A 12,380-nucleotide genomic window follows, 5' to 3' on the forward strand; every position below is an offset into this window, starting at 1 on the left:
CCGATTCAGACGGGCGCCTTAACTTTAGCTGTGAGTGTCCGCTACGCTCGCTCCATGGGCTCGGACCACTACTTCACTGCGGCCCCCGCCAGCCCCGAGAACCTCCGCAGGATCAGGGTGACCCTCGCGGGCAAGGAGATCGAACTCACCACCGCGGCCGGAGTCTTCAGCCCCGATCACGTGGACGTCGGTACCTCCGTGCTCCTCGCGAACACTCCGCCTCCGCCTCCCGGCGGGCATCTGCTCGATCTCGGGTGCGGCTGGGGTCCGATCTCGTTGTCGCTCGCTCTCGCCGCGCCGCACGCGACCGTGTGGGCCGTGGACGTGAACGAGCGGGCGCTCGACCTGGTCCGTCGCAACGCGGCGGAACTCGGCCTCGATAATGTCAACGCCGTCACACCCGACGATGTTCCCGCCGACGTGAGCTTCCGCACCATCCGCTCCAACCCGCCCATCCGGGTCGGCAAGAGCGAGTTGCACGATCTGCTGGAGCGGTGGGTTCCGCGTCTGGACGAGCGCGCCGACGGCTGGTTCGTGGTGAGCCGCAACCTCGGAGCGGATTCGCTGCAGCGCTGGCTGGCGACCACGTTCGCCGACGGCTACAGCGTCTACCGCGCGACGACTGGCCGCGGCTTCCGCGTGCTGAAGGTGCGCCGGCACGGCACGCCGCGCACCGAAGCCATCGAGCTGCCCTAGCCCAGGCACAGGCCGCTGGGCCTGTCGAAGCGTCCGGCCCATGGATCCGGGCCCTTCGACGGGCTCAGGGACGGATACGCGGTCCCTGACGGCGAACTCGATCAGACGAGTTCGATCTCGCCGGAGAAGGCGAGCTGGGCGGGTCCGGACAGGAACGCGTGCTCGCCCCCCGCTCCCGGTGCCATCGTCACCCGGAGCGTTCCGCCCGGGACTTCCACGAGCCACTCGTCGGGAGCGCCCGCGCCGGCCCAGTGCCGCACCGCGAGAGCGGTCGCCACCACGCCGGTTCCGCAGCTGAGGGTCTCCCCCACGCCGCGTTCGAACACGCGCATGCGCACCCGGCCGATGCCGTCCTGCACCAGCGGTTCCGCCGGCACGACGAATTCGACGTTCGCGCCGTGCTCGGGCATCGGAGCGAGCTCCGGGCCGTGCGTGAGCTCGAGGCCGTCCAGCTCCGCGTCGGAGGCGATCGCCACGACCACGTGCGGGTTGCCGACGTCGATGCCGAGGCCCGGACGCGGAACGCTCAAGCCCGTCGCACGCGCCAGCGGATCATGGCCGGAGAGCCGCCACCCGCCGATATCGACCCGGTAGCCCTCCGCGCTGCGCGTGACCTCGCGTACACCGGCGCGCGTGCCGATGGGAAGCGCTTCGCCCTCGACGAGCTCCGCGAGGCCGGTGCGGAGAAGGTAGTGGGCGAACACCCTGACTCCGTTGCCGCACATCTCGGCGATGGACCCATCGGCGTTGCGGTAGTCCATGAACCACTCCGCGGCCGGGTCCTCCGCGAGCGCCGCCGTCCCCTCGGGAAGGGCGGCGGAGCGCACCACGCGCAGCAGGCCGTCCGCGCCGATGCCGAAGTGGCGGTCGCACAGGGCGGCGACCTGGTCGGCCCCGAACTCCAGCGCACCGTCGGGGTCGGCGATGATGACGAAATCGTTGCCCGTGCCGTGCCCCTTGGTGAATGCGACCATGCCTCGATTCTAGGGGCGGCGCTTCTGCGGCCGCTGCGCGGACGGCACCCTCCCCGCGGCGGTTCCGCCGCTCGGAGGCGCGGTTCCGCCCGCTCTGCCGGGAGCAGATCCGCTTCCGGCAGATCTGCTGGCGCCGCCCTCGCACGTCGCCGCACGCTGAGGTCATGACCGATGACATGCCCCGCAACCTCTTCGACGCCGACACGCGGCGGATGCTGTTCGCGCGCCGGGTGCTCGTACTCGACGGCGCGCTCGACGACGACAACGGCGTGCTGCTGATGACCCAATTGCTCGCCCTGGCCGCCGAGGATCCGGACGCCGACATCACGCTCTGGATCCACTCCCCCGGCGGCTCCGTGCCCGCGATGCTCGCGATCCGCGACCTCATGCGCACCGTGCCGTGCGACGTCGCCACGATCGCCTTCGGGCTCGCCTGCAGCGCCGGTCAGTTCCTGCTCTCGGCCGGGACGAAGGGCAAGCGCCGTGCGCTGCCGCACAGCCGGATCCTGCTGCATCAGGGATCTGCGGGCATCGGCGGAACCGCCGTCGATGTCGCGCTGCAGGCGGCGGATCTGCGGCACACGCGCGACACCGTGCTCGGTCTCGTCGCCGACGACACCGGGCAGAGCATCGAGCGCGTCTTCGAGGACTCGCTGCACGACCGCTGGTACAGCGCCGAGGAGGCGCTCGCCTACGGATTCATCGACGAGATCACCACGGACTTCGCCGCAGTACTTCCTCGTCCCACTCGCCGGAGCATCGGCCTGACCGCAGAAGGAGCCTGACATGGCCTCGTTCCTCGTCCCCAACGTCATCGCGACCTCGTCCCGCGGCGATCGCGTCCTGGACGTCTACTCGCATCTGCTCGCCGAGCGGGTGATCTATCTCGGGACACCGCTGGATGCCGACGTCGCCAACGTTCTCGTGGCACAGCTGCTGCATCTCGACGCCACGGGCAGCGACAGGGACATCCAGCTCTACATCAACTGCGAGGGCGGCGATCCCAGCGCCATGCTCGCCGTCTACGACACCATGCGCTTCATCCGCTCGGACGTGGCGACGTTCTGCATCGGGCAGGCCGTCTCGGTCGGTGCGGTCCTGCTGGCGGCCGGTGCCGCGGGCAAGCGCGCCGCGCTCCCGCACGCCAGGGTGATCCTGCATCAGCCCGCCGCGCAGGGCCGCGGCACGATCCCCGACCTCATCCTGCAGGCCGACGAGGTCGTGCGCGTGCGCGACAGCCTGGAGCAGATCCTCGTCGCGCACTCGGGGCAGAGCGCCGAGCGACTGCGCACCGACACGGATCGGGACCTCGTGCTCACCGCGGATGCCGCTCGGGAGTACGGACTCGTGGATCAGGTCGTGACGCAGGCTCCCCCGAGCGCGCTCCCCGCCGGAGCGGGAGACGCTCAGGCGGCCAGCGCGTAGGCGGCGCGCGCGGGCTGAGCGGGCTGCCGGATCGGCGCCGCCGAGCCGATCGTGATCCGCTCGGCGACGCCGAGGGTGAGATCGAGGAGGGTGAGATCGAGAGCACCGGACACCGCGGCGAGCATCTCGCTGGATGCCTCCTTGCGTCCGCGCTCCATCTCCGACAGGTACTGCGGCGAGACGCCCGCACGCTGCGCCGTCTCGGCGAGCGTCTCGCCGCGATCCGTGCGGGCGTCGCGCAGCAGCTCCCCCACAACGCTCCGCCAGAGCCGCTCGGGTTCGCCGCCCGGGCTGGTGCGCGGCCCGTGCGCGGTGGTGCGATCAGTGCGGAACGGGTCAGTGGTCGCGGTCATGGCGCCATGCTAGGCACGGCTCCTGCGCGGACGCGACCGGATCCGCTCTGAGCAGAATCCCGCTCGATCGCCCGCCGGAAGATGGGTGAGTTCCCCGATTCCGGATGCGCCGTCGAGCGATGGAATCAAAGAGCGGAACAGCTCCGCGCCCTCAAGGAAGGAAACGCTCATGGCGCTCTTCATGGATGTTCACACGCTCGACGGCCCGGTGGCGATGGCCGACGTCGCCGCAGCGCATGCCGCGGATCTGGCCACGCAGGATCAGCATGGCGTGCACTACCTGCGGTACTGGGTCGATGAGTCCGCGGGCAAGATCTTCTGCCTCGTCGACGCCCCCGATGCGGAGGCCGCGAACACGGTGCACCGCGAGGCTCACGGTCTCGTCGCCGACGAAATCCATCTCGTCAACGAGGGTGTCTGAGCGGTTGAATGGAGACGTGCTCGTCGAACGGGATGCCCTCCTGGCCGAGCTCGTCACCGATCTCGACGACGCGCTCGCGGGAACCGGCCGTGTCATCTTCCTGGGCGGCGAGGCCGGAGTCGGCAAGACCGCATTGGTGCGGTCGCTCGCCCGGTTGGCGCGCCCGCGCTGCCGTGTGCGGATCGGCGGTGCGGACAACGTCACGACACCGGGCGCGCTCGGTGCCTTCCAGGACGCGATACCGGAGATCGCCGCATCCGTCACCGCCGGCGGGGACCGGATCCGACTGTTCCGCGAACTCAGGGATCTGATCGCGGCGGCCCCCGCCCTGCTCGTGCTCGAGGATCTGCATTGGGCGGATGAGGCGACCTTGGACGCGGTCCGGTATCTCGCTCGCCGCATCGAGACGTCTCCCGTCCTCGTGGTGGCGACCTATCGGCACGACGAGATCACCGCCCGTCACCCGCTCACCGCGCTGCTCGGCGATCTCGCCACAACCGCCGAGGTGCGCCGGCTGCTCGTACCGCCGCTGACCGTCGACGGCGTGGCACGACTCATCTCGGAGTCCGGCGACGCGGTGGATCCGACCGCCCTCCACCTGCGCACCGGAGGGAACGCGTTCTTCGTGACCGAGAGCCTGGCGATCGGAGGCGTTGCGCTTCCCGCCACGGTCAGCGACGCGATCCTCGCCCGCGTCTCCCGGCTGACTCCTGCCGCCCAGGACGTGGCAGCGGCCGCGGCGATCCTGGGGGCGGGCGCCGATGCCGAGCTGCTCGCGCGCATCAGCGGGCAAGCGCTGGACGCCGTCGACGAGTGCACGGATGCGGGCGTACTCATCGAGGTCGGCGGATCCCTGGGGTTCCGTCACGAACTCGCACGCGAGGCGGTCGAGCAGAGCCTGTCGGCCGTGCGCCGTCGGCAGCTGCACGGACGAGCGCTGCGTGCCCTGGCCGAACGGACCCCCGAGGACCACCGCACCCTCGCACACCACGCGGCGGGCTGCGGCGACGAGGCCGCCGCGATGGCGCATGCCGTCGCCGCCGCGGAGAAGGCTGCACGCGGCAGCGCGCACCGGGAGGCGGCGGAGCATTACCGCCTCGCCGTGCGGCACTGCATCAGCGCCACCGAACGGGCGGAACTGTTCGTCGCGCTTTCCTACGAGTGCTATCTGACCGACCAGCTGCCGGAGGCGCTCACCGCACGACAGCAGGCGCTCGAACTGCACGAGGTCATCGGCGACGCCCTGCGGCTCGGCGACGACGAGCGGTGGCTCTCACGCCTCTCCTGGTTCTCCGGGCACGGGAACGATGCGCAACGCTACGGCCTGCGAGCCGTCACCACCCTGGAGCAACTGGCACCGGGTGTGGAGCTGGCCTGGGCGTACAGCAACTACGCCCAGCTGCGCATGCTCGCCGAGGAACCCGAGGAGGTCGAGCACTGGGGGCGCAAGGCGCTCGAACTCGCTCGCGCTCTGGGCAGTCCTGACATCGAGAGTCACGCGCTCAACAACCTCGGCACCGCCGAACTCCAGTCCGGCCGGGTGGAGCAGGGTCAGCGGGATCTGACCCGCAGTCTCGACATCGCCCGAGCCGCCGACCTTCCCGAGCATGTGGCGAGGGCGTACACCAATCTCGGCTCCTCAGCGGTGCTGCAGAAGCGCCTCGCCGATGCGCATGTGTTCCTGAGTGCCGGGATCGCGTTCTGCGAGGACCGTGACCTCGACTCGTGGGCCGGATACATGACGGCATGCCTCAGCCTCGCGCTCGCCGACGAAGGCCGCTTCGACGAAGCGCTGGCCTCCGCCGATCCGCTGCTGGACCACGCCGGAACGGCGCCGGTCTCCCTCATGCCCGCAGCCGGAGCGGCCGCCCGGGTCCTTGCTCGACGCGGATCCGACGCGACGCCGAGGCTGGCGCTCGCGCAGCGTCTGGCGGCGGAGGCGGGCGAGCTGCAGCGCCTCGCACCCGCGGTGTGCGCCGCCGCCGAGCACGCCTGGCTCACGGGCGACGCAGGGGCCATCGGCGCGCTGACGGCATCGACGTGGGAGCTCGCTCTCGCCCACGACGAGGAATGGGCCACGGGCGAGCTCGGGTGGTGGCGCCTGCTCGGTGGGGCGCCCTTCGCCGCCGCCGGTCGCGTGGCGGAGCCGTTCGCGCTCATGCTGACCGGCGATCCGCGGGCGGTGCAGGCCTGGACGGACCGGGGCTGCCCCATCTGGGCCGCGTACGCGGCGATGCTCGATCCGGACGTCGCCGTCGTCGACCACGCTGTGCGCGCACTCGATCAGCTCGGCGCCGTTGCAGCGATCGAGGCGATCCTGCGCACCCGGCATGCACACGGGCTCGCGCTCCCGCGCCGTCCCCGCGCGCAGGCTCGCGGCAACCCCGCCCAGCTGACGGCGCGCGAACTCGAAGTGCTCGGTCTTCTCGGTGAGGGCCTGTCGACCCCGGAGATCGCCGAGCGCCTCATCCTGTCCCGGCGCACCGTGGAGCACCACATCGCCGCGGTGCTCCGCAAACTCGGCGAGCCCACCCGTGGGCGCGCGGTCGCCGCGGCGTCCCGGCGAGGACTGCTGCCGGTGTGACGGCCGCGAGCCGGATTCGGTCCGCGGCCCGATCAGATGTCGTGGATGAGGCGCTTACCCGTGTTGCCGACCTCGAAGCGCTCATAGCCGAGCGCGTCGTAGAAGCCGAGCACCTGCTCGTTGCCGGCCCGCACCATCAGCTGCACCTTGGGGCACCCCATGGCGAGCAGGAGCCGCTCGGCCTCGGCGACGAGCGCGCGCCCGATGCCGGCACCGCGCCGGTCCGAGACGCTGGCGAGGTAGTACAGCCAGCCGCGGTGCCCGTCGTAGCCCGCCATCACGGATCCGACGATCCGTCTGGTGTCATCCGGGCCCGTTCCAGCACCGTCCGCGACTGGTTCCTCGGCGACGAGGAAGAGTTCGGGCTGCACTGCGAGCTTGCGCTCGATGTCGGCGCGGGGGTCGTTCCACGGGCGGGTCAGCCCCGCGTCCTCCCAGAGGGCGACGACAGCATCGGTGTCGCGCCGGTCGAAGGTCCTGATCGTGAACCCAGTGGTCATGCTCGTTCCTCCACGATGGCCTGCACGTCGATCGGCGCGAGCGCGTCGACCCACTCCGCCTCGGCGTATCGCCGGAACCAGGACACCTGGCGCCGCGCGTACCGACGGGTCAGCGCCTGGGTCTCGGCGATCGCCTCGTCCTGCGTGAGCACGCCGGTCAGCTGGGCCAGCGCCTGCGCGTAGCCGATCGCACGCCGTGCCGTCGTGCCCTGCTCGAGTCCATCGCCTCGCAGGCGCTCCACCTCGTCCAGCATGCCCTGCTCCCACATCCGCTCCACACGGCGGTCCAGGCGCTCGACCAGCGACGCCCGCTCGACGCCCAGCGCCAGCACGCGCGTGCGCGGACGCCACAGCAGCGGCTGCTCGGGCAGCGCGGCGCCGTGGGTGCGCTCGCCCTGTGCGAGCACCTCGAGCGCCCGCACGATGCGGCGGCCGTTCTTCGGATCGACCCGTGCGGCGGTCGCCGGATCCTGCTGCTGCAGCCGCGCGAGCAGCGGGCCAGGACCGTGCTGGTCCAGTTCCGCCTCAAGACGCGCACGCAGCGCGTCGTCTCGCGGCGGGAAGCGGAAGTCGTACAGCACGCTGGAGACGTAGAGACCCGATCCGCCGACGAGGATCGCATCCGCGCCGCCGGAATGGATCTGTTCGATCGCGCTGCGCGCATGCGGTTGATACCAGGCCACCGCCGCGTCCTCGGTGACCTCGAGCACGTCGAAGAGGTGATGCGGGATCCCCCGCCGCTCGCTGACCGGGAGCTTTGCGGTGCCGATGTCCATACCGCGGTAGAGCTGCATCGCGTCGGCGTTGACGATCTCCGCGCGCCGTCCGCGCGCCTCCAGCGCGTGTGCGAGGTCCAGCGACAGGTCGCTCTTACCCGTGCCGGTCGCACCCACGATCGCCCACAGACGTGGAGCGCTGTCGGCGGACTCTTCGCCCGGCTCAGGGACCGACACTCCGCCCGGTGCGCTCACACTCCGGCGCGGAGCGTGGGCAGCCCCAGCGACACCGCGCGCGGCGCCCCGCCGCCGGCTGCGGGCGCGGCCGGCACCGCGCACGACTCCGACTGCGCGCGGTCCCAGGCATCGCCGCCGCGCGTGCGGCGGATCCGCAACGGCGCGCCGTCGACGGCATCCGCGAGCAGATGGAACGGTGCCGCGTGCGTGATCGTCACGGTCACGACGTCGCCCGGACGCGGGCGCTCCGAGCCCTCCGGCAGTTCGAAGTGCACCAGGCGGTTGTCCTGCGCACGGCCGGTGAGCCGGTGCGTCTCTGCATCCTTCTTGCCCTCGCCCACGGAGACCACGACCTCGACCTCGCGGCCGAGCTGCTTCTGGTTCTCCTCCAGCGAGATCCGCTCCTGCAGGGCGATCAGCCGCTCGTAGCGGGCCTGCACGACCTCCTTGGGGACCTGGTCCGCCATGGTCGCGGCGGGTGTGCCCTCGCGGATCGAGTACTGGAACGTGAACGCGCTCGCGAAGCGGGCCTGCTCGACCACGCGCATCGTGTCCTCGAAGTCCTCCTCGGTCTCGCCGGGGAAGCCGACGATGATGTCGGTCGTGATCGCCGCGTTCGGGATCTTGGCGCGCACGCGGTCGAGGATCCCGAGGAACTTCTCGCTGCGGTAGGAACGGCGCATCGCGCGCAGGATCCGGTCGCTGCCGGACTGCAACGGCATGTGCAGCTGCGGCATGACGCTCGGCGTCTCCGCCATCGCGTCGATCACGTCGTCGGTGAAGGCGGCCGGGTGCGGACTGGTGAAGCGGATCCGCTCCAGGCCCTCGATCTCGCCGGCGGCGCGCAGCAATTTGCCGAACGCCTCGCGGTCGCCGAACTCGACGCCGTAGGAGTTCACGTTCTGCCCGAGTAGGGTGACCTCGATCGCGCCGTCCTCGACGAGCAGGCGGATCTCGTTGAGGATGTCGCCGGGGCGGCGGTCCTTCTCCTTGCCACGCAGACTGGGCACGATGCAGAAGGTGCAGGTGTTGTTGCACCCCACCGAGATCGACACCCAGCCGCTGTGCGCCGAATCACGGCGGGTCGGCAGCGTGGACGGGAAGACCTCGAGCGCCTCGAGGATCTCGAGCTCGGCCTCGCCGTTGTGGCGAGCGCGCTCGAGCAGCCCCGGAAGGGACCCCATATTGTGGGTGCCGAAGACCACGTCGACCCAGGGCGCCTTGTCGAGCACGGCCTGCTTGTCCATCTGCGCCAGGCAGCCGCCGACGGCGATCTGCATGCCGGCGTGCTTGTCCTTGCGGCTCTTCAGATGCCCCAGCGTGCCATAGAGCTTGCCCGCGGCGTTGTCGCGCACCGCGCAGGTGTTGATGATGACGATGTCCGCCTCGTCGTCGACGGCGGCGCGGACGTAGCCGGCACTCTCCAGCGAGCCCGACAGACGCTCGGAGTCGTGCACGTTCATCTGGCATCCGAAGGTGCGCACCTCATAGGTGCGCCGCTGCCCGGCCTCATCGAGCGCCGCGGCGGAGGGCGCGATGAGCGTGGGCTCTGAGAGGGGAATGGTCATAGTGCCTGCCATTCTACTTTCGCCTGGCGGGAACGAGCCCCGCCGTTCGGCGCGGAGATTCCCGCGTCGACACCGTACCCGGGGCTCGGCCGCCGGGCTCAGCTCTCTTCGAACCGCACCCGCCCGACGCCCGAACCGCGCTGCGTCTCACGCCAGGCCGTGCGCGCCGCCGTCAATGCCACGCTCCCGCCGTACCCGCGACGGGACAGCTGCCCGACGAGCCGGCGGACGGCGGTCTCCTCGTCGTAGCGACGCAGCCCCGCCACCTTTGACCGCGCGTAGTCGAGCGCCCGCTCGGCGTCATCGTCGTCCAGGACGGACAGCGCCTCGTCGGCGATCTCCCTCGGAATGCCGCGCTGACTGAGCGTGCGAGCGATCGCCACGCGTCCCTGTCCCTTGCGCTCAGACCCCGAGGTCACGAGGAGCTCGGCCAGGGACGCGTCATCGAGATACCCGCGCTGCTCGAACTGCTCGACCAGGAGCTCGCGCTCGTCGGCCGGGACGCCGTTCTCTCGTAGCACGTCTCGCGCTTCCCTGCTGGAGAGCTGCTTGGAGCGGAGCTTGCGCACCAGCAGCTCACTCGCGTCGGGGATCGGATCGTTCGGGGTCGAAGCGTCCCCCGTGCTGTGCCGACCGACGGCACGCAATCCTCGTCGGTCGGGCGAGAACGCCGCGCGCTCGGACGCCCTCGCCTCTCCTGGAGCCAGAGCCGCGGCGGCCGGATGCCGGGAGCTGGGCCCCCGACGCTCCGCCGCGGATTCCTCCGCCCAGGTCGACCGCCACTCCGCCGCCGTGGGCGGAGTGGCGGGTGTCGAGCTCGCCGGGCGCGGGCGTGCTCCGTCGGCCCCCGCACCGCGCCCACCGAACAACGGGATCACGGGGGCGAGGCGCTCGTCCTCGGACGATGCCCCGCCCCTCTCATCGCTCACGGATCACCCCGGTCGCCGAGCTTCGCGGTCAGGCCGGACGCCGCTGCGCCAGCTCGTCGGACGCCGTCGGAGCAGCGGCCGCTGCACCACCGATGCCCAGCTTCTGCTTGATCTGCGTCTCGATCGTCTCGGCGATGTCGGGGTTCTTGAGCAGGAAGTTGCGAGCGTTCTCCTTGCCCTGGCCGAGCTGGTCGCCGTCGTAGGTGTACCAGGCGCCGGACTTCTTCACGATGCCGTGGTCCACGCCGAAGTCGATCAGGCTGCCCTCGCGGGAGATGCCGACGCCGTAGAGGATGTCGAACTCGGCCTGCTTGAACGGCGGGGCCATCTTGTTCTTCACGACCTTGACCCTGGTGCGGTTTCCGACCGCCTCGGTGCCGTCCTTCAGCGTCTCGATGCGGCGGATGTCGAGACGGACCGATGCGTAGAACTTCAGCGCCTTGCCGCCCGCGGTGGTCTCCGGCGAGCCGAAGAACACGCCGATCTTCTCGCGCAGCTGGTTGATGAAGATCATCGTGGTGTTGGTCTGGTTCAGGCCACCCGTGAGCTTGCGCAGCGCCTGGGACATCAGTCGCGCCTGCAGGCCGACGTGCGAGTCGCCCATCTCGCCCTCGATCTCCGCACGCGGCACGAGAGCGGCCACGGAGTCGATGACGATGAGATCGATGGCCCCCGAGCGCACCAGCATGTCCGCGATCTCGAGCGCCTGCTCACCGGTGTCGGGCTGGGAGACGAGCAGCGCGTCGATGTCGACGCCGAGCTTCTTGGCGTACTCGGGGTCGAGGGCGTGCTCCGCGTCCACGAAAGCGGCGATGCCGCCGGCACGCTGGGCGTTGGCGATCGCGTGCAGGGTCAGCGTGGTCTTACCCGAGGACTCCGGGCCGTAGATCTCGACGATGCGCCCCCTCGGCAGTCCGCCGACGCCGAGCGCGACGTCGAGCGCGATGGATCCGGTGGGGATGACCGCCACGGGAGCGCGCTCATCGCTGCCCAGCCGCATGACCGAGCCCTTTCCGAACTGCTTGTCGATCTGGGCGAGGGCGGTCTCGAGGGACTTCTCGCGGTCTGCGGGAGAGGGCATGGGGTGCTCCTTCGTGTCGTGAACTGCCGCCTGTAGGCTGTCGCGGCCGCCCCGGGTGGGGCGAGCTCTCCGACAAGGCGTATGACCTCGTGGCCATGTCCAACACGCTAGGAGGAGCCACCGACATTCAGTCGGAGTCCGCGGGAACCGTGCAGAACCTGCTCACGAGATCATCTGTGCAGGACGATACGCGCATCTCGAACATGTCTTCGACGACACGCCGAGGAGAACGAGGAATGGATCGAACACCACGTGGCCGGATCCGACCGGGGTCAGCGCCGCCGGGGCTCGAGCCGACCCGCGCCGTATCGGCGCGATTCAGGCACGTCCATCTCCGCGCACAGCGCCAGCCACACATCCCGCGGGGGGACACCGGCTTCCAGAGCCTGAGCGGCGGTACGACCGCCGACGGCCCTCAGCACGAGGTCCTCGACGAGGGCGCCGCCACGGGATCCGAACTCGGCATCGACCGCCCGGAGGAACTCGCTGCGTCGCATCCCGTCAGCGCAGCGACAGCTCGGACTCGACCGAGGCCACCAGTTCGTCGGGGACGACGTCGGGGATGACCTGCAGGCCCTCGAGCTCGGCGATCCTGTCGCCGACCTCGCGCATGATGGTGGAGATGGGCACGTCGAGCGCTTCGGCCACCGAGGCGAGGATCTCGCTGGAGGCCTCCTTCTGTCCGCGCTCGACCTCGCTGAGGTATCCGAGCGCGACGGACGCCTTGCCCGCGACCTGGCGGAGCGTGCGCCCCTTCTGCAGACGGAAGTCCCGCAGCACGTCACCGATCTCCTGTCGTACGAGAATCATCGGGACCTCCTCTCCCCCATCGCCCGGCCCCAAGCGCCGGATCGGATGGTCAGTCTAACCCGACCTGTCAGGTTCGACACTACTGT

At 70.6% G+C, this 12,380-nt stretch carries 14 protein-coding genes; 5 read left to right on the top strand and 9 right to left on the bottom strand.

What is annotated here, in order from left to right; genetic code table 11:
- Window positions 1–54 precede the first annotated feature (54 nt).
- Complete coding sequence (locus AC1DMN_RS13955; RefSeq protein WP_441976060.1) at window positions 55–696, top strand: class I SAM-dependent methyltransferase; 642 nt, start codon at window positions 55–57, stop codon at window positions 694–696.
- 101 nt (window positions 697–797) lie between these two features.
- Here AC1DMN_RS13955 and dapF read toward each other — a convergent pair whose 3' ends face one another.
- On the bottom strand, window positions 798–1,670 hold the full coding sequence (gene dapF / locus AC1DMN_RS13960; protein ID WP_477230643.1) for a diaminopimelate epimerase: 873 nt from the start codon (window positions 1,668–1,670) through the stop codon (window positions 798–800).
- Between the two features lie 164 nt (window positions 1,671–1,834).
- Here dapF and AC1DMN_RS13965 point away from each other — a divergent pair, with 164 nt between their 5' ends.
- Together AC1DMN_RS13965 and AC1DMN_RS13970 are read left to right on the top strand one after the other, a co-directional pair.
- Complete coding sequence (locus tag AC1DMN_RS13965; protein WP_440732094.1) at window positions 1,835–2,455, top strand: ClpP family protease; 621 nt, start codon at window positions 1,835–1,837, stop codon at window positions 2,453–2,455.
- A 1-nt stretch (window position 2,456) separates the two neighbouring features.
- Complete coding sequence (locus tag AC1DMN_RS13970; RefSeq protein WP_477230644.1) at window positions 2,457–3,095, top strand: ClpP family protease; 639 nt, start codon at window positions 2,457–2,459, stop codon at window positions 3,093–3,095.
- Here the strand turns inward: AC1DMN_RS13970 and AC1DMN_RS13975 are convergent.
- The gene (locus AC1DMN_RS13975; protein WP_440732096.1) at window positions 3,077–3,448 is read right to left on the bottom strand and encodes a helix-turn-helix domain-containing protein; all 372 of its coding nucleotides are present in this window, start codon (window positions 3,446–3,448) and stop codon (window positions 3,077–3,079) included. The two genes, AC1DMN_RS13970 and AC1DMN_RS13975, sit on opposite strands and share 19 nt — an antisense overlap.
- Before the next feature lie 169 nt (window positions 3,449–3,617).
- On the opposite strand from AC1DMN_RS13975, the gene AC1DMN_RS13980 reads away from it, so the two are divergent.
- A complete protein-coding gene (locus AC1DMN_RS13980) occupies window positions 3,618–3,869 on the top strand; it encodes a DUF4242 domain-containing protein (protein ID WP_440732097.1) in 252 nt (83 codons plus the stop codon).
- Window positions 3,870–3,885: 16 nt separating this feature from the next.
- The gene (locus tag AC1DMN_RS13985) at window positions 3,886–6,453 is read left to right on the top strand and encodes an ATP-binding protein (RefSeq protein ID WP_477230645.1); all 2,568 of its coding nucleotides are present in this window, start codon (window positions 3,886–3,888) and stop codon (window positions 6,451–6,453) included.
- 32 nt (window positions 6,454–6,485) lie between these two features.
- Here the strand turns inward: AC1DMN_RS13985 and AC1DMN_RS13990 are convergent, their stop codons facing one another.
- The 7 genes from AC1DMN_RS13990 to AC1DMN_RS14020 all read right to left on the bottom strand — a co-directional run bounded on the left by AC1DMN_RS13990 (window position 6,486) and on the right by AC1DMN_RS14020 (window position 12,294).
- Complete coding sequence (locus tag AC1DMN_RS13990) at window positions 6,486–6,953, bottom strand: GNAT family acetyltransferase (RefSeq protein ID WP_477230646.1); 468 nt, start codon at window positions 6,951–6,953, stop codon at window positions 6,486–6,488.
- Window positions 6,950–7,924 (bottom strand): tRNA (adenosine(37)-N6)-dimethylallyltransferase MiaA, encoded by a 975-nt coding sequence (gene miaA / locus AC1DMN_RS13995; RefSeq protein ID WP_477230647.1) that lies wholly within the window; start codon window positions 7,922–7,924, stop codon window positions 6,950–6,952. Before miaA ends, AC1DMN_RS13990 begins: the two co-directional genes overlap by 4 nt.
- The gene (gene miaB / locus AC1DMN_RS14000) at window positions 7,921–9,474 is read right to left on the bottom strand and encodes a tRNA (N6-isopentenyl adenosine(37)-C2)-methylthiotransferase MiaB (RefSeq protein ID WP_477230648.1); all 1,554 of its coding nucleotides are present in this window, start codon (window positions 9,472–9,474) and stop codon (window positions 7,921–7,923) included. Before miaB ends, miaA begins: the two co-directional genes overlap by 4 nt.
- 98 nt (window positions 9,475–9,572) lie before the next feature.
- On the bottom strand, window positions 9,573–10,403 hold the full coding sequence (locus AC1DMN_RS14005) for a regulatory protein RecX (RefSeq protein WP_477230649.1): 831 nt from the start codon (window positions 10,401–10,403) through the stop codon (window positions 9,573–9,575).
- A 28-nt stretch (window positions 10,404–10,431) separates the two neighbouring features.
- Window positions 10,432–11,484 carry a recombinase RecA gene (gene recA / locus AC1DMN_RS14010; protein WP_440732104.1) on the bottom strand — a complete coding sequence of 351 codons (1,053 nt, stop codon included), beginning with the start codon at window positions 11,482–11,484 and terminating at the stop codon, window positions 10,432–10,434.
- A gap of 272 nt (window positions 11,485–11,756) precedes the next feature.
- The gene (locus AC1DMN_RS14015) at window positions 11,757–11,981 is read right to left on the bottom strand and encodes a DUF3046 domain-containing protein (RefSeq protein ID WP_440732105.1); all 225 of its coding nucleotides are present in this window, start codon (window positions 11,979–11,981) and stop codon (window positions 11,757–11,759) included.
- A 4-nt stretch (window positions 11,982–11,985) separates the two neighbouring features.
- A complete protein-coding gene (locus AC1DMN_RS14020) occupies window positions 11,986–12,294 on the bottom strand; it encodes a helix-turn-helix domain-containing protein (RefSeq protein ID WP_233309681.1) in 309 nt (102 codons plus the stop codon).
- Between the last annotated feature and the right edge of the window lie 86 nt (window positions 12,295–12,380).

It is taken from the genome of Microbacterium sp. 01T413_2 (genome assembly GCF_056398985.1).